The sequence below is a fragment of the Streptomyces sp. Ru73 genome (assembly GCF_002920575.1).
Lineage (GTDB): Bacteria > Actinomycetota > Actinomycetes > Streptomycetales > Streptomycetaceae > Streptomyces.
In genome coordinates this window covers 22823-44563 of the sequence record NZ_PQSQ01000067.1, presented here as the reverse complement: position 1 = coordinate 44563, position 21741 = coordinate 22823, and the positions used below count along the sequence as shown (strand labels likewise).

The 21741-nt window shown below is 72.3% G+C and carries 22 protein-coding genes; 17 read left to right on the top strand and 5 right to left on the bottom strand.

Annotated features, from left to right (window positions below; genetic code table 11):
- Positions 1 to 209, bottom strand: a 209-nt coding sequence (locus tag C3486_RS25180) for a GntR family transcriptional regulator (RefSeq protein ID WP_146075055.1), incomplete at its 3' end; no start/stop codon positions are given.
- A gap of 20 nt (positions 210 to 229) precedes the next feature.
- Positions 230 to 1774, bottom strand: a complete 1545-nt coding sequence (locus C3486_RS25175) for a GAF domain-containing protein (RefSeq protein WP_107501223.1) — start codon at positions 1772 to 1774, stop codon at positions 230 to 232.
- 177 nt (positions 1775 to 1951) lie between these two features.
- On the opposite strand from C3486_RS25175, the gene C3486_RS25170 reads away from it, so the two are divergent.
- From C3486_RS25170 to C3486_RS25125, 10 genes are all read left to right on the top strand, one after another.
- On the top strand, positions 1952 to 2950 hold the full coding sequence (locus C3486_RS25170) for an amidohydrolase family protein (protein WP_103835047.1): 999 nt from the start codon (positions 1952 to 1954) through the stop codon (positions 2948 to 2950).
- A 1-nt stretch (position 2951) separates the two neighbouring features.
- Positions 2952 to 3713 carry a metal-sulfur cluster assembly factor gene (locus C3486_RS25165; protein WP_103835046.1) on the top strand — a complete coding sequence of 254 codons (762 nt, stop codon included), beginning with the start codon at positions 2952 to 2954 and terminating at the stop codon, positions 3711 to 3713.
- The gene (locus tag C3486_RS25160) at positions 3710 to 4735 is read left to right on the top strand and encodes an NAD(P)-dependent alcohol dehydrogenase (protein WP_103835045.1); all 1026 of its coding nucleotides are present in this window, start codon (positions 3710 to 3712) and stop codon (positions 4733 to 4735) included. Before C3486_RS25165 ends, C3486_RS25160 begins: the two co-directional genes overlap by 4 nt.
- Before the next feature lie 180 nt (positions 4736 to 4915).
- Positions 4916 to 6523 carry an ABC transporter substrate-binding protein gene (locus tag C3486_RS25155; RefSeq protein WP_181138683.1) on the top strand — a complete coding sequence of 536 codons (1608 nt, stop codon included), beginning with the start codon at positions 4916 to 4918 and terminating at the stop codon, positions 6521 to 6523.
- Positions 6524 to 6550: 27 nt separating this feature from the next.
- Positions 6551 to 7600, top strand: coding sequence for an ABC transporter permease (locus C3486_RS25150; protein ID WP_219822245.1), 1050 nt, complete (start codon positions 6551 to 6553; stop codon positions 7598 to 7600).
- 10 nt (positions 7601 to 7610) lie between these two features.
- Positions 7611 to 8456 (top strand): ABC transporter permease, encoded by an 846-nt coding sequence (locus tag C3486_RS25145; RefSeq protein WP_103835043.1) that lies wholly within the window; start codon positions 7611 to 7613, stop codon positions 8454 to 8456.
- Positions 8453 to 9298: an ABC transporter ATP-binding protein gene (locus C3486_RS25140; protein WP_103835042.1), complete on the top strand. Its 846-nt coding sequence runs from the start codon at positions 8453 to 8455 to the stop codon at positions 9296 to 9298. Before C3486_RS25145 ends, C3486_RS25140 begins: the two co-directional genes overlap by 4 nt.
- Entirely contained in the window at positions 9288 to 10049 is a 762-nt protein-coding gene (locus C3486_RS25135) for an ABC transporter ATP-binding protein (protein WP_103835041.1), read from the top strand. The genes C3486_RS25140 and C3486_RS25135 overlap by 11 nt, the downstream gene beginning before the upstream one ends.
- Before the next feature lie 123 nt (positions 10050 to 10172).
- Positions 10173 to 11303 (top strand): FAD-binding oxidoreductase, encoded by a 1131-nt coding sequence (locus tag C3486_RS25130; protein WP_103835040.1) that lies wholly within the window; start codon positions 10173 to 10175, stop codon positions 11301 to 11303.
- 25 nt (positions 11304 to 11328) lie between these two features.
- A complete protein-coding gene (locus tag C3486_RS25125; protein ID WP_103835039.1) occupies positions 11329 to 11679 on the top strand; it encodes a hypothetical protein in 351 nt (116 codons plus the stop codon).
- Between the two features lie 86 nt (positions 11680 to 11765).
- On the opposite strand, the gene C3486_RS25120 is transcribed toward C3486_RS25125, so the two are convergent.
- Both C3486_RS25120 and C3486_RS25115 read right to left on the bottom strand, forming a co-directional pair.
- On the bottom strand, positions 11766 to 13487 hold the full coding sequence (locus C3486_RS25120; RefSeq protein ID WP_103835038.1) for an MFS transporter: 1722 nt from the start codon (positions 13485 to 13487) through the stop codon (positions 11766 to 11768).
- 76 nt (positions 13488 to 13563) lie between these two features.
- Positions 13564 to 14010, bottom strand: a complete 447-nt coding sequence (locus tag C3486_RS25115; RefSeq protein WP_103835037.1) for a MarR family winged helix-turn-helix transcriptional regulator — start codon at positions 14008 to 14010, stop codon at positions 13564 to 13566.
- Positions 14011 to 14331: 321 nt separating this feature from the next.
- On the opposite strand from C3486_RS25115, the gene C3486_RS25110 reads away from it, so the two are divergent.
- From C3486_RS25110 to C3486_RS25095, 4 genes are read left to right on the top strand one after another with little or no spacing between them, the layout of a single operon-like run.
- Positions 14332 to 15093, top strand: a complete 762-nt coding sequence (locus C3486_RS25110) for a DeoR/GlpR family DNA-binding transcription regulator (protein ID WP_103835036.1) — start codon at positions 14332 to 14334, stop codon at positions 15091 to 15093.
- A gap of 55 nt (positions 15094 to 15148) precedes the next feature.
- Entirely contained in the window at positions 15149 to 16513 is a 1365-nt protein-coding gene (locus C3486_RS25105) for a sugar ABC transporter substrate-binding protein (RefSeq protein WP_103835035.1), read from the top strand.
- Positions 16510 to 17460, top strand: a complete 951-nt coding sequence (locus C3486_RS25100) for a carbohydrate ABC transporter permease (protein ID WP_374936914.1) — start codon at positions 16510 to 16512, stop codon at positions 17458 to 17460. Before C3486_RS25105 ends, C3486_RS25100 begins: the two co-directional genes overlap by 4 nt.
- Entirely contained in the window at positions 17457 to 18338 is an 882-nt protein-coding gene (locus C3486_RS25095; protein WP_103835034.1) for a carbohydrate ABC transporter permease, read from the top strand. The genes C3486_RS25100 and C3486_RS25095 overlap by 4 nt, the downstream gene beginning before the upstream one ends.
- 97 nt (positions 18339 to 18435) lie before the next feature.
- Here the strand turns inward: C3486_RS25095 and C3486_RS25090 are convergent, their stop codons facing one another.
- The gene (locus C3486_RS25090) at positions 18436 to 18951 is read right to left on the bottom strand and encodes a lytic polysaccharide monooxygenase auxiliary activity family 9 protein (RefSeq protein ID WP_103835033.1); all 516 of its coding nucleotides are present in this window, start codon (positions 18949 to 18951) and stop codon (positions 18436 to 18438) included.
- A 295-nt stretch (positions 18952 to 19246) separates the two neighbouring features.
- Here C3486_RS25090 and C3486_RS25085 point away from each other — a divergent pair, with 295 nt between their 5' ends.
- The 3 genes from C3486_RS25085 to C3486_RS25075 all read left to right on the top strand — a co-directional run bounded on the left by C3486_RS25085 (position 19247) and on the right by C3486_RS25075 (position 21739).
- Positions 19247 to 19810 (top strand): hemerythrin domain-containing protein, encoded by a 564-nt coding sequence (locus C3486_RS25085; protein ID WP_103835032.1) that lies wholly within the window; start codon positions 19247 to 19249, stop codon positions 19808 to 19810.
- A gap of 177 nt (positions 19811 to 19987) precedes the next feature.
- A complete protein-coding gene (locus tag C3486_RS25080; RefSeq protein WP_103835031.1) occupies positions 19988 to 20530 on the top strand; it encodes a hypothetical protein in 543 nt (180 codons plus the stop codon).
- Positions 20531 to 20539: 9 nt separating this feature from the next.
- Positions 20540 to 21739, top strand: a complete 1200-nt coding sequence (locus tag C3486_RS25075; RefSeq protein WP_146075054.1) for a hypothetical protein — start codon at positions 20540 to 20542, stop codon at positions 21737 to 21739.
- Positions 21740 to 21741 lie beyond the last annotated feature (2 nt).

Below are 21741 nucleotides of genomic sequence, written 5' to 3'. Positions count from 1 at the left end.
TCCACCAGCCCCTCGATCTGCAGCTGCTTGAGCGCCTCGCGGATGGGGGTGCGGCTGACGCCGAAGGTCTCGGACAGCGCCATCTCCGACAGGCCGGAGCGTGGCGGCAGCTCCCCACTGATGATCATCTGCCGCAGCTCGTCGGCGACCCGTGCCTGCATGCTCGTCCGCTGCAGCCGCTTCCCGCTCTTCCCCGTGGGCTCTTGCATGGCACCAGAGCCTAGCGGGCTCAGCCCGCGTCCGGGCCCGGCCGGTCGGCGCGGGGCCGGACCCGGATGCCGTACTGGGCGATCTTCCGGTAGACCGTCGCCCGGCCCACGCCCAGCCGGGCCGCTGCTCCCGCCACGGTGGCGTCCGGCTCGGTCAGACAGCGCACGATCTCGTCCCGCTCCAGCACCTGGAGCCGGGTCAGCCGGTGGCCGCCGTCGGCCAGCACCTCACCGGGCAGATGCCGCAGGTCGACGGTGTCCGCGCGGGCGGCCGCCGCACGCACCACCCGGCGCAGCTGGCTGACGTTGTCCGGCCAGGGGAACGCGGTGAGCGCGTCCGCGGCGGCGCGCGTGAAACACACCGGACGGCCGCGCCGCTGCCGGGCGAAGTGGTGGGCCAGCGGCAGCACGTCGTCCGGGCGCAGCCGCAGCGGCGGCACCTCCACCACCGTGTCGACCAGCGAGCGGACCGGCTCGGGGATCGCGTCGTACTCCTCGGCGGTGAGGACGAACGGCTGTGCGCCCGTGGTCCCCGCCGCGGCCGCCGTACCGTGGGGCGGGCGGCGCAGCCCGGTGAAGATGTCGGCCAGCTCGGCCGCCGTCCAGGCCGGCAGCGCGTCCACCCGCGAGACGATCACGCAGGTGTGTGCCTTGCCCAGCTCGGCCGTCCACAGCGTCAGCCAGGACTCGACGTCCTGCGCAGCGGGCGGCCGGGCCCGCAGCAGCCGTTCGCGGCTGACCAGGCCCTGCCGGGCGGCCGCCGCCAGCGCCCCCTTGCCGGCGCCCCGCTCGCCGACCACCGCGACCACCCGCCCGGCGGCCAGCGCGGTGCGCGCCTCGGCCACCGCGTCCTGCCAGCCGCGGGAGAGCGGCGGCCCGTCGTCGCCGTCCTCGGCACGGCCCGCCTGGTACACCCGGAAGACCTCACCGCGCGGCTGCGCCGGCACCGTACGGCCCGACGAGCGCGCCAGCATCAGCGCTGCCGTGTTCCCGGCCGCCGCCTGGGCGAGCGCCAGCAGCAGCGCGGGGGAGGACCGGGACCAGGTGGTGAGGTTGACACTGCCCGCCAGCCGCCCGGTCGACGGATCCAGCACGGGGACGGCGGCACAGGTGTAGCACCGCAGCCGGGTGCAGTAGTGCTCCTCGGCCCTGACCAGGGACGGAGCGCGGTCGGCGAGCGCGAGGCCGAGCCCATTGGTGCCCGCGTTGCGTTCGGCGAAGTAGAAGCCCGGGGCGAGGTGCACGCGGTCCAGCGAGCGGGCCATCGCCGTGTCGTCGCAGAGCCGGCTGAGGACCAGGCCCTCGCTGTCGGTGAGCATGAAGCTGACCGGCTCGCCCGCCAAGGTGGTGCTCAGCTGCTGGAGGACCTCCTGCCCGCAGGCGTAGAGCAGCGAGTCGGTCTCCAGCGAGCCCATGTACACCGGCTGCACCTCGTCGGCCGGTACGCCGTACCGCTCGCTGCGCTGCCACGACGCGCGCAACCGAGGGGCGATGGCGGCCGGCGCGCTCCCGGCGGCCGGCGGTGCGGGGCGGAATTCCTCCGGCGGACGCTGCGAGTTTGCCATCTCGACCTCCACACGACGCGGCGCTGCGCCTGACCCGGTTCAGGTTACTGAGCGCGGCGGCCGGAACCGGACCCCGCGGTGTCTCAAAGTGAGACATGCACGGGGTCCTCGGGCCGCACCCCGGTGCCTAGCGTCATTGCCCGAGAGCCGCAGCACCCCATGTGAGGTGGAGGGACCATGTACAGCAAGGACGGCGAGAGCTACTTCATCGTCGACGCGCACGTCGCGCTGTGGGACGCCCGACCGGAGAACCAGCGGAACATCCACGGCAAGCAGTTCATCGACTGCTTCTACGACTACCACCGCAACCTCGGGCCCGAGTCCGAGCACTGGCCGTACGAGGAATTCCTGTACCAGGGCGGCGAGCGCCTGATGAAGGACCTCTTCACCGACGGCTGTGTCGACCACGCCATCTTCCAGCCGGCCCTGCTCAGCGCCTTCTACCGCAACGGTTTCGGACAGACGGAAGAGGCGTTCGCGCTGACGCGGAAGCACCCGGACAAGCTGACGTACAACCACTGCTTCGACCCGCGGTTCGAGCAGCAGGGGCTCGACCAGCTGCGGCGCGACGCCGAACGCTTCCAGCTCAAGGGCGTCAAGCTCTACACCGCCGAGTGGAAGGGCGACTCGCGCGGCTACAAGCTCAGCGACCCGTGGACCTACCGCTACCTGGAAGCCTGCCAGGAGCTGGGCATCAAGAACATCCACATCCACAAGGGCCCGACGATCCGGCCGCTGGACCGGGACGCCTTCGACGTCGCCGACGTCGACGCGGCCGCCAGCGACTTCACCGGCCTCAACTTCGTCGTCGAGCACTGCGGCCTGCCCCGCCTGGAGGACTTCTGCTGGATCGCCACGCAGGAGCCCAACGTGCACGCGGGCCTCGCGGTCGCCATCCCGTTCATCCACACCCGGCCCCGCTACTTCGCGCAGATCATCGGCGAGCTGCTGTACTGGCTGGACGAGGACCGGATCCAGTTCTCCAGCGACTACGCGCTCTGGACGCCGCGCTGGCTCATCGAGCGGTTCGTCGACTTCCAGATCCCCGCCGACATGGACGAGTACCCGCCGCTGACCGTGGCCCAGAAGAAGAAGATCCTCGGTCTCAACGCGGCGGCCATGTACGGCATCGACGTACCGGAAGCGCTGCGCCTGCCCGAGCCCGTGGCGGCCTGACATGACGACCACGGCACTCACCCTGGAGCAGGCGGCGCGCACCGCACTGGACGAGGTGTACGACCCCGAGCTGGACGAACCCATCACCGGCCTCGGCTTCGTCCGCTCCCTGGAAGCGGGCCCCGACGGCCGGCTGACCGTACACCTCCGCCTGCCGACCTCCTTCTGCTCGCCCAACTTCGCCTACCTGATGGCCTCCGACGCCAAGGACGTCCTCGGCCGGCTGCCCGGCGTACGCGAGGTGCACGTCCTGCTCGACGACCACCACGACTCCGACATGATCAACCGCGGACTGGCGGCCGACGCGGGCTACGTCGGCACCTTCGGGCCCGAGGCGCAGGACAGCCTGGACGAACTCCGGCTCACCTTCCGCCGCAAGGCACACACCGCCGCGATGGAACGCGCACTGACCCGGCTGCTGCGCGACCGGCCGGACCTGGCCGAGACCGACCTGTGCCACGTCGTCCTCGCCGACCTGCCCGACGCGCCCGCCACCCACGCCCTCGTACGGCGCCGCGCCGCCCTCGGCCTGAGCACCGCGCCGACGGCACCCGCCCTCGTCGACGACCACGGTGCGCCGTACCCGGCCGAACAGATCCCGGTACGGCTGCGGTTCGCCCGCTCCGTCCGCATCTCGATCGACGGCAACGCGCACTTCTGCCGCGGCCTCCTCCGCACCCGCTACCCCGACGCGGCCGCCGGCCAGGCCCCGCGCACCCCCGACACGACCCGCCCCCGCACCCCGAAGGGACCTACCTCATGAAGGCCGTACAGGTCGTCGGATACGGCGAGAAACTGCAGCTCACCGACGTGCCCGTGCCGGAGGTCACCGGCCCGTACGACGTCGTCGTCAAGATCGGCGGGGCCGGTGTGTGCCGTACCGACCTGCACATCCTCGAAGGACAGTGGGCGCAGAAGTCGGGCGTCACCCTGCCGTACACCATCGGGCACGAGAACGCCGGCTGGGTGCACGCGGTCGGCAGCGCCGTCACCAACGTCTCCGAGGGCGACGCCGTCATCGTCCATCCGCTGATCACCTGCGGGCTGTGCCGCGCCTGCCGGTCCGGCGACGACGTGCACTGTGAGCAGAGCCGCTTCCCCGGCATCGACACCGCCGGCGGCTACGCCGAGTACCTGAAGACCTCGGCCCGCAGCGTCGTCCGCATCGACGACTCGCTGCGCCCCGCTGACGTCGCGGCCCTGGCCGACGCCGGACTGACCGCCTACCACGCCGCGGCCAAGGCGGCCCGCCGGCTGCGCCCCGGCGACCGGTGCGTGGTGATCGGCGCCGGCGGTCTCGGCCACATCGGCGTCCAGGTGCTCAAGGCCCTCACCGCCGCCGAGCTGATCGTCGTCGACCGCAACCCCGAAGCGGTGAAGCTGGCCGAGTCGATCGGCGCCGACCACGGCGTCGTCACCGGCGGCGAGCACGTCACGGAAGTCCTCGACCTGACCGGCGGGCACGGCGCGGAGACCGTCATCGACTTCGTCGGCGAGGGCGGCGCCACCAAGGACGGCGTGGCGATGCTGCGCCGCGCGGGGGACTACCACGTGGTGGGCTACGGCGAGAACATCGACGTCCCCACCATCGACATCATCTCCGCCGAGATCAACCTCATCGGCAACCTCGTCGGTTCCTACACCGACCTGTGCGAACTGATGACCCTCGCGGCACATGGCCGGGTGCGCCTGCACACCACGGCCTATCCGCTCGACCGGTTCCAGGACGCCCTCGACGACCTGGACGCCGGCCGGATCCGCGGCCGGGCGATCCTCGTGCCGTGACCACGGTGCACCGCGTCCGCCGGGCTCCGGCGGACGCGGGCCGCTGAGCGGCGCGCCGGGAACAGCGCAAATGACGCCTGCCCGGCCGGGCGGCCGCGTGCCATGCTGGCAACCATCGTGCGCCTGTACGCGGTACACGGTGCGCGTTCCTGTCCCGTGTGCGTTCCGGGAGGCACGGTCATGTCGTTGCAGCTCCTCTCGGGCCCCCGGCCCGCGCGCCGCCGTCGACGGTTACGCGCCGCCGCGGTGGCCGTCGCCGTGGCACTGGCACTCCCGGCGGCCGGCTGCTCCGGCGGGCACGAGAGAAGGAGCGACGACGACACCTTCGTGTACCTGTCCAGCAGGGGACTGGTCACCGAGTGGGACCCGGCGCGCTCCTACTCCGACGAAGTCGTCGCGCTGTCCAACATGTACGAGACCCTCACCCGGTACAACGCCGTCACCCGCAGGACCGAGGGCGTGCTCGCGACCCGGTGGAAGGCGTCGGCGGACCGCCGGACCTGGACGTTCACCCTGCGGGACCACGTGCGGTTCCACTCCGGGCGGCCGCTCACGGCCCAGTCGGTGAAGGCGGCCGTCGAGCGCACCATGAAGCTCAAGGCCAGCGCCTCCTACGTGTGGGACCCGGTCGAGAAGATCACCCCGGTCGGCACCCGGCAGGTCCGCTTCCAGCTGTCCCGCCCCGCGCCGCTGGACATCATCGCCTCCGCCACCTACGCGGCGTGGATCTACGAGGTCTCCGACGACACCAAGGCCTACCGGGCCACGGCGCGCGGCACGGGCCCGTACACCGTCGCCTCGTGGAACCCGGGCAGCGAGAACGAAGTGGAGCTGACCGCCTTCAAGGACTACTGGGGCGGATGGCGCGGCAACCGCTACACGAAGGTGGTCTACCGGTCGGTGCCGCAGTCGTCCACGGAAGCCCAGCTCATGACCGCGGGCGAGGGCACCTACGTCGGCGGGCTGCCGCCGCAGCTCGTGGACACACTGCGCGGCCGGCCGAACCTCACCGTGTACGAACGGCCCTCGTGGCAGACGCTGATCGGCCTGATGAACACCCAGAAGAAGCCACTGGACGACATCCGGGTGCGCCGGGCCGTCGCGGACGCGCTCGACCACCGGGAACTCATCAAGGCCAGCCGGGGAGCCCTCGTGCCCTCCGACGGGCTCATCCCCAAGGGTATGTTCGGCCACGCCACCACCCTGGACCTGCCGGGCGACCGCACCCGCGCCCGGAAGCTGCTGAAGGAAGCCGGGTACGGGCCGGGCAGCGGCCGGACCATCACACTGGAGATGACGTATCCGGCGGGCGAGGACACCATCCGCACCCTCGGCGACCTGATGAAGTCGCAGCTGCGCCCGTTCGGCATCGACCTCCGGGTCGAGGGGCTCGCCTGGTCGTCGGCGCAGTGGCCGCGCGCCAAGAACAAGAACCCGGCCAAGCGCCAGGACATCTTCGTCATGTGGTGGTGGCCGGACGACCCCGAACCGCTGTCGTACTTCCGCAACGTGTTCCGCACCGAGAAGGAGATCTCCTACAACCTCGCCTACTACTCCAATCCCCGGCTCGACCGGCTCATCGACCGGGTCGGCGCGCTCACGGCAACGGACCCGCGCGAAGCGGTGCGGACCTACCGCAGGATGCAGGAGATCCTCATCAGGGACGCGCCGGTGCTCTTCCTCGGCACCAACACCTACCAGCGGGTGCTGAACAGCAGCGTCAGGGGGTTCGTCGACAACCCGGCCTACGCCAATGTCGTGTTCGTCCACGACCTCACCCACCACTGACCGCCGTCACCCGCCGGGGAGGTGGACATGAAGCGCACCCGGGACGGCCGCGGCCTGCCGGTGCTCCGTTACGCGGCCCGCCGTGCGGCGCTCTCCGCCCTGGTCGCCGTCGGAGTGGTGGTACTGACGTACCTCATCGCACGCGTGGTGCCCAGCGACCCGGCCGGGGTGTGGGCGGGGCCGCGGGCCTCGGCGGCGGAACGGGCACGGGTCCGCGCCCAACTGGGGCTGGACCGCCCGGTCGCCGAGCAGATCCTCACGTACGTGACCGGGATCTGGCGCGGCGACTGGGGCCTGTCCGTCGGCACCCACCGGCCCGTCCTCACCGACCTCCTCACCCTGCTGCCCAACACCCTGCAGATGGTGCTCGCCGGGCTGGTCATCGGGCTGGCGGTGGGCATCCCCGCGGGAGTGGCCGCAGTGCGGTGGTACGGCAAGGCCCCCGACCGGCTGGTGCGGTACGGCGCGCTGCTCAGCGCCTCGATCCCGACCTTCTGGCTGGCACTGCTCCTGCAACTGCTCTTCGCCGGCCGGCTCGGGCTGCTGCCGATCGCCGGCAGCCACGATCGCGGGGTGCTCGCCGCGCACCCGGTGACCACCGTCACCGGTCTGCCGCTGGTCGACGCCGTCCTCACCGGCAACGGCGCGGCGGCCGCCGACCTCTTCGACCACCTGCTCCTGCCGGCCCTCGTCGTGGCCTCCTACCCGGCGGCCGTCGTGGCCCGCATGGTGCGGGCGAGTCTGCTGGACGCGGCCGGCGAGCCGCACATTCAGATGGTGCGTTCCCTGGGCTTCCCGGAGCGTGCGGTCCTCGGCCGGTTCGCACTGCGGCTCGCCTGGAACCCGGTCCTGCAGCTCCTCGCGCTCATCTTCGGATACTCCCTGGTCAACACCTTCCTCGTGGAGGCGGTGTTCGACTATCCGGGGCTCGGCCGGTACGCGGCCGACGCGGTGCAGTCCCTCGACACACCGGCCGTCGTCGGCGTGACGCTCCTGGTCGCACTGCTGTACCTCGCCGCGAACCTGGCCGTCGACCTGGCCCAGGCGGCCCTCGACCCGCGCATCACCCTGCGGTGAGGAGACGGCGATGACACACGGCAACCGGGGCGGCCGCACGCCGCTGGTCCTCGTCACCGTCGGCGTGGCGCTCGTCGTGGCCGTCGTGGTGTTCGCACCGGTGCTGGCCCCGTACCCGGCGGACGCGACCGGCGGCACCGAGACCGGACGGATCCTGCGCCCGCCCTCGGCGGCCCACTGGTTCGGCACCGACGAACTGGGCCGCGACGTGTTCTCCCGGGTGCTCTACGGTGCCCGCGTCGGCCCGTTGGTCGCCGTGGTCGTGGTGGCGGTCTCACTGGTCGTGGGGACCGCGACGGGGCTGGTGGCGGGCTACTTCGGCGGCTGGATCGACGAGGCACTGATGCGTCTCACCGACGTGTTCCTGGCGGTGCCCGCGCTGCTGCTGGCGCTGGCCCTGGCCACGGTGCTGACGCCCGGCCCGGTGGGGCTGACCGTGGCACTCACCGTGACCTGGTGGCCGTGGTACGCGCGGCTGGTGCGCGGCGAGACGGCCTCGGTCGCCGGCCGCCCGTACACCGAGGCCTGCCGCACCCTCGGCCTGGGCCACCGGCGCATCCTGCTCCGCCACGTCCTGCCCAACGCCTCGACGCCCCTGCTGGTCCAGGCGTCGACCGACGTCGGCGGGGTGCTGCTCGTCACCTCCGCGCTGTCCTTCCTCGGCCTGGGACCGCAACCGCCCACCCCCGACTGGGGGCTGATGGTGGAGCAGTCGCAGAACTACTTCACCACCCAGTGGTGGCTCGGCACCTTCCCCGGCCTGGCCATCATGGTCGTCGCGGCCCTCTTCTTCCTGCTCGGTGACGTGCTGCGGGACCGCCTCGACCCGCGGCACACCCCACGGATGCGGCCATGACCCCCGCACGCCTCCTCGAACTGCGCGACGTGCGCGTCTCGTTCGGCCACGAGACGGCCGAACCGGTGCTGCACATCGACGAACTGGCGCTGCACCACGGCGAGTTCCTGGGCCTCGTGGGGGAGAGCGGCGCGGGCAAGACGACGACGGGGCTGACGGTGCTCGGACTGACCCGCCACGCGGGCGCCCGGGTGACCGGCAGCATCCGGCTGGCCGACGAGGAGCTGGTCGGGATGGCGGGACGCCGGCTGCGCCGGCTCCGCGGCTCCGTCATGGCGCTCATCCCGCAGAATCCGGCCGCCGCCTTCAGCCCCGTACTCCCGGTCGGCGTCACCGTGCTGCGCACCCTGCGGCTGCACGGCTGCGGCCGCGCGGAGGCGAGGCGCCGCGCCGTCGCCGGACTGGAACGCGTCGGCCTCCCCGCCGGGCACCTCTCCCGCTACCCCCACCAGCTCTCCGGCGGACAGCTCCAGCGCGTGGCCATCGCCCTGGCCTCGGCCCTCAGGACGCGGCTGCTCATCGCGGACGAGCCGACCAGCGCGCTGGACGTGACGACGCAGGCGCAGATCTGCGCACTGCTGGCCGAACTGCGCGCGGCGCACGGCACGGCCGTGCTGTTCATCAGCCACGACCTCGCGCTGCTCGCCGGACTGTGCGACCGGATCGCGGTGCTGCACCGCGGCCGGGTGATCGAGGACCGCCCCGCAGCCGACCTGGTCGCCACGCCCCACGACCCGCTCACCCGTCGCCTGCTGGCGGCGGCCCCGCGGCTGGGCGGGCTGCCGGTGCGCGGCGAGGAAGGACGTGACGGGAGCGGGGGAGGCGTGGTCGGTGGTGCTTGAAGCGCGCGAGCTGACCGTGGTGTACGACGGCACGGCGGTGGTGGACCGGGTGAGCCTCACGCTGCCCGAAGGGCCGTACGGCCTGGGGCTGATCGGCGAGAGCGGGTCGGGCAAGACGACGGTGGCCCGCTGTCTGCTGGGGCTGGTGACGCCGACGAGCGGCACGGTGTGTTTCCGCGGCGCCGACATCAGGGGGATGCGACGGCCGCACCCGTACCGGCGTGCGGTGCAGATCGTCGTGCAGGACACCGAGGGCGCCCTCGATCCGCGGATGCGGGTGGGCCGGGCGATCGGTGAAGTGCTGCGGGCGCACCGGATGGTGCCGCGCGGCGCCGAGAAGAGCCGGGTCACCGAACTGCTGGCGGACGTGGGTCTGGCCGCCGAGCACGCCGCGCGCTTCCCGCACCAGCTCTCGGGCGGCCAGCGGCAGCGTGCGGCGATCGCCCGCGCGCTCGCCGTACGGCCGCGTTTCCTGGTCCTGGACGAACCCACCAGCGCACTGGACACGACCGTGCAGGCCCGCATCCTCGGCCTCCTCCGCAGGCTCCGTACCGAGCACCGGCTCTCCTGCCTGCTGATCTCGCACGACCTCGCGGTGGTGGAGCAGCTCTGCCCGCACGTGCTCGTCCTGCACCGCGGCCGGGTGGTGGAGGAGGGCGCCCTCACCGACGTACTGCACCGTCCCCAGCACCCGGCCACCCGTACCCTGCGCGATGTCGTACCGCGTCTGGCGCCCGTGTCCCCGCCGTGACTTGACGTGCCACGCCATCGCTGGGAACGTTCTCAATCAACGGTTGAGAACGTTCCCAACCCAAGCCGCACGGGGCGCTCTCCAGCCGGGTCCGGGCCGCAGCAACAAGAAGGAAGGTGGCACATGTCCGCAGGGACCGGGAGGCCGGCCGCACGCGTCGTCGTCGTGGGCGGCGGCATCATCGGCGTCTCCACCGCCGCGCACCTGCAGCGCGACGGCGCGTCCGTGGTGCTGGTGACCGAGGCCGAGCTCGCGAGTGGCGCGTCCGGCCGCTCGCTGTCCTGGCTGAACTCGGCGGGCACCCGCTCGGCCGCGTATCATGCGCTGCGCATGGTCGGCATCGACCGGTACCGCACGCTGTTCGCGGCCGATCCCGGCCGGGAGTGGCTGCGGTTCGACGGCGCGGTGTACTGGGCGCCCGCCGGGCAGCGGGAGAAGGCCGAGCGGCGCCACCGGCACGAGGCGGCACACGGCTACGACTCACGCCTCGTCGAGCCGTCCGCCGTGCCCGAGTACGCCCCCGGAGTGGATCCGGCCGCGGTGCCCGAGGCCGCGGTCGCCAACCGGGGCGAGGGCTGGGTGTCGCTGCCGGAGCTGATCGCGTACCTGGCCGGCGAGTTCACCCGGCACGGCGGCGAGCTGGTCACCCACGCGGGCAAGGCCGACGTCGTGCTGGACGGCGGCGCGGCGCGGGGCGTCACCACGGCCGGGGGACACCGCTTCGACGCCGACGCGGTGGTCCTCGCGTGCGGCGCGGCCACGCCCGCGATGGTCTCGGACCTCGGCGTGCCCCTCCCGGACGGCTCGCCGCTGTCGATGCTGGTCGTCACCGAACCCGTGACGTCCGAGGTCACCGCGGTGCTGAACACCCCGCGCGTCGCGGTGCGGCCGCACCCCGGCAACAGGTACGCGCTCGACCACTCCTGGTACGAACCGCACATCGCCGAGGCCCCGGACGGTACCTGCACGATCGACGAGGCGGTGGTGAAGGAGCTGGTCGCCGAGGCGTCCGCGCTCTTCGCCGGGGACGTCACGCTGACCGCGGCCTCCTGGCGGCTGGGCCGCAAGCCCATCCCGGCCGACGGCGAGCCGGTCTTCGGCGAACTGGCCGAGGTGCCCGGGTGCTTCGTCGGCTTCACCCACTCCGGAGCCACCCTCGGACTCATCGCCGGCGAACTGCTGTCGTACGAGGTCCGCACCGGCACCCGGCACCCGATGCTGGAACCGTTCCGCCCGGAGCGCTTCGGACGCTGACGATCGCCTGGCCTACAGTGGTCCGATGCCGCTCGTCGAAGTCACCCACGCGCCGCACGTCCCGGAAGCGACCCTCCGCGAACTCGGTGCGGTACTGCCGCACTTGGTGTCCCTGGCGGTGGAGTGCCCGGAGGAGCCGTACGACGGTGATCTGCAGCCGGGTGATGTGGAGATCCGGTTCCGGCGGCTGGGACCGCTCGACCGCTGCGGGCTGGACGTGGTGATCGAAGTGCGGTCCAAGTGGTTCGAGAGCCGGGCCGGCAACCGCCAGGAACGCACCGACCGGCTGCACACGGACATCGCCGCCGCGACCGGCCTCCGGGACTTCGGGGTCTATCTGTCCCTGCCGGTGGCCGCGTGGTCGCAGGGGGACTGAAGAGCAGCCGTACGCGAGGACGTGCGGCGCGGGCTGCGGTGCGGGAAGTGCACCGCAGCCCGCGCGTGCGCGGTGCGGGGGCCTTCTCAGGCCGGGCTGTTGCGCAGTTCGGTGAGGGTGTCCGTGGTCAGGGGGAGGGGCGTGCTGTCCGGGTCGACGAGCACCACGGTGCAGGTGGCGGCGCGAGTGAGCGCGCTCGTCAGGCTGCCGTCGGCGAACTGGGTGAGGGGGCCGCGCGGCGAGCGGCCGATGGCGATCGTGCGGGCGTGTACCTCGGCGGCGTGCCGGGCGAGTGCGCGGCCGGCGGCGGCGTGGTCGCCGACGCTGGTCAGGATCTGGCCGGTGGCGGGGACGCCGCTGGCCGCCAGACGGTCGAGGTGGGCGGTGACGGCGGCCCTGGCCTGTTCGGTGGTCTCGATGTCGACGGCCTGCTCCTCGACCACGGCGGTCTGCTGGACGTGCACGACCTCCAGCGGGCTGCCGGTGTCGCGGGCGAGCCGGGCGGCCGCGTCGACGATGGCGGCGGCCCGGTGGTGGGCGCCGACGGCGACGATGACGCGGGGCGCGTCGGTGGCGGCCCGGGCGCCCACCGGGGTGAGCGCGGGGGCCACGGGCTCGTTGTCGCCGGTGTCGGTCTCGGCCTGCCGCAGCAGGCGATGGCCGCTGGCGAGCACGGGGATGGCGAGCAGGAAGGTGGCGGCGCCGAGGTAGAAGGGCACGCCGAGATCGGTGGCGTCGGCGAGCTTCCCTGCGACGTAGGGCGCCAGGCCGCCGCCGATGAAGCGCAGGAAGCCGTACGCCGAGGAGGCCACCGGCCGCTCGACGGGGGAGACGAGCATGACGGCCTGGGTGGTGAGGGTGTTGTTGATGCCGATGAAGGCGCCGCTGACGATGACGGCGACGATCACGACGGTGGGGGTGGTCACGCCAGCGGCGATGACGGCCATCACGATGCCGAGGCCGAGCAGGTTGGCGTACAGCACGGGCGCTGTGCCGTACCGGGCCTGGAGGCGCGGCGCGAAGAACACACTGAACGCCGCCACCAGCAGCCCCCAGCCGGTGAACACCAGCCCCAGCTCGTGGGCTTCCAGCTTCATCGGGTACGGCGCGTAGCCGAGCATCGTGAAGAAGCCCCAGTTGTACAGCAGGGCCATGATGCCCATGGTCAGCAGCCCGCGGTGGCGGAGCGCCCTGAGCGGTGCGACGGGCGAGGTGCGCTGCTTCGGCCTGGGCAGGCTGGGCACGAAGGCGAGGGTCGCGGCGAGGGCGATGGCCATGAGGACGGCGACCCCGAAGAACGGGCCGCGCCAGCTGAGGGCGCCCAGCTCCCCGCCGAGCAGCGGCCCGACGGCGATGCCGAGGCCGAGCGCCGTCTCGTACAGGATGATCGCGCCGGCGAAGCCGCCGCTGGCCGAGGCGACGATGACGGCGAGGGAGGTGGCGATGAACAGCGCGTTGCCCAGCCCCCAGCCGGCCCGGAAGCCCACGATGCCGTTGATGGAGCCGGTGGCGCCGGCCAGCGCCGAGAAGACCACGATGATGGTCAGGCCGATGACCAGGGTGCGCTTGGCGCCGATGCGGCTGGAGACCCAGCCGACGATCAGCATGGCGACCGCGGTGACGATCAGGTAGCTGCTGAACAGCAGCGATACCTGGCTGGGCGTGGCGTGCAGGCTCTCGGCCAGTGCGGGCAGGATCGGGTCGACCAGCCCGATGCCCATGAACGAGATCACGCAGGCGAACGCCACGGCCCAGACGGCCTTGGGCTGCCGGAAGGGACTGGCGGCCTTTCCTTGCGGTGCACTCATGTGCGGTTCACTCCAGCCGATGAGAACAGGTGACGAGGGGACGGTCACTGCACGGGGCGGTTGTCCGGTGGAACCGTCAGCGGCCCTGGCGGTCCTGGATCGCGCGGGCCAGCGCGGGCAGGGCGATCCGTACCGCCTGCTGTTCCGGCTCGCTCAGCTCCTCGATGAGCAGCTGAAGGGCGTGTGTGCGCTCGGCACGCCGCTGCCGGAAGACCTCCAGGCCGGTGTCGGTGACCTCGACCAGGACGCCGCGCGCGTCGCTCGCGTCGGCGGTCCGGCGGACCAGGCCGGCGCGCTCCATGCGGGTCACGAGCTGGGTCATGTTGGGCTGGGAGACGCCCTCGGCCCGGGCCAGTTCGCTGAGCCGGTACGGGCCCTCGCGGCCCAGGCGGCCGAGCGCGGAGGAGGCCGCCGTGCTCAGCCCGCCCGCGTTGGCGCTGTGCCGCACGTGCCGGACCAGCTGCTCGACGGCGATCATCAGGGCCTCGGCCGACACGTCCATGTCCATAACCCGCTTATGCATAGGGTCATGATGCATCTACTTGTACTATGAAACAAGAGTGTGGCGGGAGGTCGCACCGCACGCCGCGGCCGGGACGGTCATGACCGGGTCCGTGGGCCGCCGGCCCGAACGAGCGGTCGTGAAACGGGCACCGCGAGAGCCGAAACGGGCGGACCCGGTCACCGGTACGGCGGCCCGACGTCCTGGCCCCATGGTCCGGCGCGAGGCGAAACGGGCACCGTATCCGCCGCGAAGAGGCTAGTCAGCGCACCAGACGCTTGTTTGAATCACTCCCGATTGCCCGAACGGGCAGGGTGCCGACCTGGACGCAGGAGGAGTGCGATGGACGCCGCGGGACGCCGCAGGGGCATGCTGGAACTGGTCCGGCGTACGGGCTCCGTCGACGTCGTCCGGCTCGCCGAGGACTTCGGGGTCTCGAAGGAAACGGTCCGCCGGGATCTGAACGTACTGGAGGACCAGGGGCTCGTACGCCGTACGCACGGCGGTGTGTACCCCGTGGAGAGCCCGGGCTTCGAGACCACACTGGCCTTCCGTGCGACGCAGCAGGTCCCGGAGAAGTCACGCATCGCGGCCGCCGCCGCCGACCTCCTCGGGGACGCCGAGACCGTCTTCGTCGACGAGGGCTTCACCCCGCAGCTCATCGCCGAGGCGCTGCCGCACGACCGGCAGCTGACGGTGGTGACGGCCTCGCTGGCGGTGGTGAGCGCCCTCGCGCCGCGGCCGAAGACCGCCGTGCTGCTGCTGGGCGGCCGGGTCCGCCACGGCACCATGGCCACCGTCGACCACTGGGCCGTCCGCATGCTCGCCGACTTCGTCATCGACCTGGCGTACATCGGTGCCAACGGCATCTCGCGCGCCCACGGCCTCACCACGCCCGATCCCGTGGTCGGCGCGGTCAAGGAGCAGGCGATGCGGTCGGCCCGGCGGCACGTCTTCGCCGGTGTGCACACCAAGTTCGGCACCGCGAGTTTCTGCCGGTTCGCGAACGTGGCCGACCTGGAAGCGATCGTCACCGGCAGCGGCCTGTCGGCGGCGGAGGCACACCGCTACCAGCTCATGGGGCCCAAGGTCATCCGTGTGTGAGCCGCACCTGCACGCCCCCGGCACCGTCCACCGTCCCCGAGTTCCTGGAGCCCCCATGCGCAGTCAGAACCGCCGGAGGATCTGCGCGACCATAGCGGCCGCCACCGCGAGCGCCCTGCTCGCCGGATGCGCGGGAGCCGGCGGAGCCGGCACCGACAGCGACGCCGTGAACGTCCTCATGGTGAACAACCCGCAGATGATGGACCTGCAGAAGCTCACCGCCAAGTACTTCACCAAGAAGACCGGCATCAAGGTGAACTTCACCGTGCTGCCCGAGAACGACGTCCGCGACAAGCTGAGCCAGGACTTCGCCAACCAGGCGGGCCAGTACGACGTCGCCACCCTCAGCAACTACGAAACACCGATCTACGCCCGCAACGGCTGGCTGCGGAACCTCGACGCCTACGCCCGGCACGACAAGTCGTTCGACCGCGCCGACATCCTCCCCTCGGTGCGCGAGGCCCTCAGCGACGCCAACGGCACGATGTACGCCGAGCCCTTCTACGGCGAGTCCTCGTTCCTGATGTACCGCAAGGACGTCTTCGCCGAGAAGGGCCTGAAGATGCCCGCGCACCCCACCTGGCACCAAGTGGCCGAACTGGCCGCCAAGGTGGACGGCGCCCACAAGGGCATGCGCGGCATCTGCCTGCGCGGGCTGCCCGGCTGGGGCGAGCTGATCGCCCCGCTCACCACCGTGGTGAACACCTACGGCGGCACGTGGTTCGACAGCAAGTGGCGCGCCCGGCTCACCGACCCGGGCTTCACCGAGGCGGTGAAGACCTACGTCGACCTGGTGCGCAAGCACGGCACGGCGGGCGCGGCGCAGTCCGGCTACGCCGAGTGCCTGAACAACATGACCCAGGGCAAGAGCGCCATGTGGTACGACGCCACCGCCGGAGCCGGCTCGCTGGAGGCCGCCGACTCCCCGGTCAAGGGCAAGATCGGCTACGTCGCCGCGCCCACGGAGAAGACCAGGTCGGCCGGCTGGCTGTACTCCTGGGCCTGGGGCCTGCAGTCGGCGTCCAAGAAGCCCGGCAAGGCGTGGAAGTTCATCTCCTGGGCGTCCAGCAAGGAGTACGAGCGGCTGGCCGGCAAGGAGTTCGGCTGGGCCGACGTACCGGCCGGCAAGCGCGCCTCCACCTACCGCAACGCCGAGTACCAGAAGGCCGCCGGGGCGTTCAGCGAGGTCGCCCGCAAGGCGATCGTCGAGGCCGACCCGCGTGACCCCGGCGTCCAGAAGCGCCCGGCGCCCGGCATCCAGTTCGTCGGCATCCCCGAATTCCCCGATCTGGGCACCAAGGTCTCGCAGGAGATCAGCGCGGCCATCGCGGGACGCCAGTCGACCGACGAGGCACTGCACCGCTCGCAGGAGCTGGCCGCCGTCGTCGCCAAGGACTACGAGGGGCGGGACACCCAGTGAGCACCATCGCGACCACCACCACGGCGGCCCGGGGCCGCCCGGCACCGGCGTCCGGCGGCCCGTCCGGCCGGCTGCGCGCCTGGGCGACCCGCGCACCGCTGCTGCCGGCCCTGGTCTTCCTGATCCTGGTCACCCAACTGCCCTTCGTGGCCACGCTGGTGATCTCCTTCTTCAAGTGGAACGCCTACTATCCGAAGGAGCGCAGCTTCGCCGGGTTCGGCAACTACCAGGAAGTGCTGAGCGAACCGGCGCTGCGTGACTCGGTGCTCACCACGATCCTGCTGACCGTGGTCGTCGTCCTGGTCAGCCTCGTGCTCGGGCTCGGCCTCGCACTGCTGCTGGACCGCACGTTCAAGGGCCGTGGCATCGTCCGTACGATGCTGATCGCCCCGTTCCTGGTGGTGCCGATCGCCGCGGCCCTGCTGTGGAAGCACGTGCTGTACAACCCCGAGTACGGCCTCTTCAACGGCCTGCTGCACTGGGTCTTCGGGGACGGCGCTGCGCAGCCCGACTGGATCGCGGAGATGCCGCTCGGCGCGGTCGAGGCGGCGCTGGTGTGGCAGTGGACCCCGTTCATGATGCTGATCCTGCTGGCCGGGCTGCAGAGCCGGCCGGCCGACGCCATCGAGGCGGCTCGCATCGACGGCGCGGGCGCCTGGCAGATCTTCCGCTACCTCACCCTGCCGCACCTGCGCCGCTACCTCGAACTGGGCGCGCTGCTGGGCTCGGTGTACGTCGTGCAGAACTTCGACGCGGTGTACACCATCACCTCGGGCGGCCTGGGCACCGCCAACCTGCCGTACACGATCTACCAGACCTTCTACCAGGGGCACGAGTACGGGCGGGCCTCGGCGTCCGGCGTGCTGGTGGTCATCGGCTCGCTGATCATCGCCACCTTCGCGCTGCGGGTGGTCTCGTCCCTGTTCCGTGAGGAGTCCGCCGCATGAGCGCCACCACCACCGGCGTACGCCGCACCGAGGCCGCGACGCCCCGCGTCCGCCGCCCCCGTACCGCCAACACCCTGCTCGGCCTGCTCGCCTGGCTCCTCGCGATCGCCTTCTTCCTGCCGATCGCCTGGATGGCGCTGACCTCGCTGCACTCCGAGCCGGACGCCGCCACCAACCCGCCCTCGATCGGCGCCCCGCTCACCCTGGACGGCTACCGGGAGTTCTTCGGCGTGGGCGGCGGGGCGAGCCCCTGGCCCGCGCTCGCCAACTCCGTGACGGCCAGTGTGGTCTCCACCCTGCTGGTGCTGGTCCTGGCGCTCCCGGCGGCGTACGCGCTGTCCATCCGGCCGGTGCGCAAGTGGACGGACGTGCTGTTCTTCTTCCTGTCCACGAAGATGCTGCCGGTCGTCGCCGGGCTGCTGCCGATCTACCTCTTCGCCAAGCAGACCGGCTTCCTGGACAACGTGTGGCTGCTGGTCGTCCTGTACGCCTCGATGAACCTGCCGATCGCCGTGTGGATGATGCAGTCCTTCCTGCGGGAGGTGCCGGTCGCGCTGATCGAGGCAGCCCGGGTGGACGGGGCGCGGCTGCCGACGATCCTCGCCCGTGTGGTCGCGCCGATCGCCGCGCCCGGCATCGCCGCGACCGCGCTGATCTGCTTCATCTTCAGCTGGAACGAGCTGCTGTTCGCGCGGGTGCTGACGGGCGTGGTGGCCGAGACCGCGCCGGTGTTCCTGACCGGCTTCATCACCAGTCAGGGCCTGTTCCTCGCCAAGGTGTGCGCCGCCTCGCTGGTCATCTCCCTGCCGGTGCTCGCCGCGGGCTTCGCGGCCCAGGACAAGCTCGTCCAGGGCCTCTCGCTCGGCGCGGTCAAGTAGGGGCCGCGCGCTCAAGTACGGCCGCGCGTCAGGGAGTACCGTGCGAAGGCCGCCCGGCGGACGAGTGCCGGGCGGCCCGTGGCGCTGGTGAAGCGGACTAGCGGATGTTCACGTCGATGCACGCGTAGAAGGCGTTCGAGGTGTCGGCGATGTTCCACACCGCGAGCACCTTGTGCCGGCCGGTGAAGCTGCCGAGGTTGACCTGGTGCGAGACGGTCTGCGGCGGCTGCTGGTTGTGGCCGTCGATGGTGGCGACCTTGGTGCCGTCGACGAAGTACTCGTAGTTCGAGGTGCGGTGCCGGGCGGTGAACGTCCAGGTGAAGGTCTGGGTGCGGCTGACGTCGCTGACCTTCCAGCCCTTGCTGTCGTCGTCCAGCTCGGCGAATCTGGCGTTGCCGCCGCTGCAGCTCTTGAGGCCCTTGGGCCCCTCGACGCTCTGCGGTTCGTACTTGATCGCGCCGCACGGGACGGTGCCCTGGGCGCACTGGGCCTGGCGGCTGGCCGGCCCGTTGACGTACCCGTGGGCGGACGCCGACGCGGCCGGCAGCGTCACGGCGAGGACGGGCGCCAGGGCCGCACCGATCACTGCGGCCAACTTCCGCTTGCTGTCCATGCGTTCTCCTTCATGAGGTGGTGCATGGGATGGGGGGTTTGCGCGAAGTCGTCCGGCGTCCGACGGGTGCGGCAGCCGGATTAGTCTAGACCATAGCGCTTGACCGGCCTCCGTCAAGCGTCCCGTCGCCCCGTCGTCCCGGGCGCCTCCGGCCGGACCCCCGGCCCGGCGTACGTCGTCTGCGCGGCCCGGCTCGCGGGCCCTCGCGGCGGGACGGAGACTGGCCCCGCGCGGTACCGGCGGACGCCTCCGGTGGCTTGCGCGAAGACCACTCGAAGGCGAGCGAGGAGCGGACATGGGGCACGGCGGAGACGTCATCCAGGAGCTGACCACCGATCACCGGGAAGTCGAGGAGATGTTCGCCCGGATCGAGGCGCTGCCGGCCGGCGACCCGCAGCGCAAGGAACTCGCCGACCAGGTGACCATCGAATTGGTACGCCACTCCATCGCCGAGGAGATGCACCTCTACCCGGCGGTGCGCCGCTGCGTGCCGGACGGCGACAGCATCGCCGACAAGGAGATCGAGGACCACACCGCGGCCGAGCGCACCATGAAGGAACTGGAGAGCTGCCGGGCCGACGAGCCGGCGTTCGACCGGCTCACGAGGACGCTCATGAACGAGATCCGCAGCCACGTCGAGGACGAGGAGAACAACCTCTTCCCCGCGCTGCGCCGCGGCGCGAGCGCCGAGGAACTCGCCGAGCTGGGCGAGAAGGTCCGGCAGGCGAAGAAGACGGCGCCCACCCGTTCGCACCCCGCCGCCCCCTCGGGCCCGCCGGCGAACAAGATCCTGGCCCCCGGCGCCGGCCTCGTCGACCGGGCCCGCGACGCCCTCTCGGGCCGCGGGAAGGACCACTGACGCACGACCGGGCCGCGGGCCGGACCACTGGCGCACCGCGGTACGGCACCGCGGGCGATGGCTTTCCCCGTGGCGAAAGCCACCCGTCCGTCGTGATGTGCGCCATTTCCGGGCCGGAAGGGGCGGGGATACCGTTTCCGGGTTCTTCGCCCCCTTCCGTACCCGGACGGCCCAGCAATGCCCGCAGACCTCTCTCCGCTGATCGCGGCGACGGCCCAGTGGCTGACCCGTGCGTACCCGTCGGGCGGTGGCCCCATGAGCGCCGCGCTCGCGGAGGCACAGGCGCGCCAGGCCGTGACGGTCGCGGCGTGGCTGCGGTACCCCACCCCGATGGACGTCGAGCTGGTCATGATGGCCGGGCCGGGCGGATCGGGCCGGCTGGACTGGCTGACGGGCGCGGACGCGTCCGGCCAGGACGGTGCGGACGGCGCGGACGGTGCGGAGGAGGCATGGCGCACCTGGGTGGACGAGGTCGTCGCGAGCTGGGCGGCCGCGCTGCTCGGCGATCCGGAGCTGGCGGCCGCAGCGGTGGACGCCCTCGCCGGCTCCTCGCACCTGCGGCAGGCGCCGGTCGAGTTCCGGCGCCTGACCGCCCCCGACACGGGCGACCACGCGGCCGCGGCGCTGCTGCGCCACCCCGATCTGCTCGCCCCCGTGGCGGAGCTGCACCGTCTCCAGCTCCTCGACCACCTGGGGACGGAACCGGTACCCAACGGCTGACCGCCGCGCGTGCCCCGCGCCCGCGCCGGCGGCAACGGCGCGCAGGCAGGAGGTCTGGTGGAGCTGGACGCGGTGGCCGACGAGCTGTACGGGCTGTCGCCGGGCGAGTTCACCGCCGCCCGCGACGCACGCGCCAAGAAGGCCCGGGAGGCAGGTGACCGTGGGCTGGCGGCCGACATCCGCCGGCTGCGGCGCCCGACGGTGGCGGCGTGGGCCGGGAACCTCCTGGTACGGGAGCGGCCCGACGAGGTCGGCCCGCTGCTGGAGCTGGGGGAGGAGATGCGGCGCGCCCACCGGAACCTGGACGGCGCGCGGCTGCGGGAGCTGTCCGCACGGCAGCGGCAGCTGGTCTCCGCGCTCACCCGGCAGGCGCAGCAGGTGGCAGCGGCGGCCGGGCAGCGCCTCGGCGAGGCGGCGCAGCGCGAGGTGGCCGGCACCCTGCACGCGGTACTCGCCGACCCCGAGGCCGCCCGGCAGTGGGCCGAGGGCCGGCTCACCCGTGCCCTGCCGGCCCCGACCGGCTTCCCCCTGGCCGGCGGAACGGTACCGCCCCCGCCGCCCGCCGACCGCACCGAGGAACCAACGCAGAAGCCAACGCGGAAACCCACGCAGAAGCCGACGAAGAAACCCACGCAGGAAACCACGCAGAAGCCGGGCAAGCAGCCGAAGGAGAAGGCCTCCGGGAAGGCCACGAAGGAACAGGCCGCTGAGGAACCGACCGCTGAGGAACCGGCCGGGAAGGAACCGGCCGGGAGGGCGACGGGGAAGGCGGCCAGGAAGTCGGCCAAGGCGCCCGGCAAGTCCCCAGGCAAGACCCCCGCCAAGTCCCGCGACAGCGCGTCCACCCCCAGCCGCGTGGCCGACCTGGCCGCCGCGCGGGAACGCCGTGCGCGGCGGGAGGAGGCGCGGCGCGCGCGGCAGGAAGCGGAGGAGGCCGAGAGCGCACTCCACTCCCAGGAGGACGCGCTCGGCGCGGCGCGGCGGGAGCGGGCGGAGGCCGAGGACCGGCGGCAGCGGGCCGAGCGGCGGATCGCCGAGCTCAAGGACCTGCTCAAGGACGCCGAGCGCGAGGAGAAGGACGCACGGGCGGCCCGCCGTACGGCCGACGACCGGCTGCGGAAGGCCGAACGGGCGACGCGCGAGGCACGCCGCGCCGCGGACCGCGCGGCCGATCGGGCGGAACGGCTGGCCGACCGTACCGGCCGCTGAAC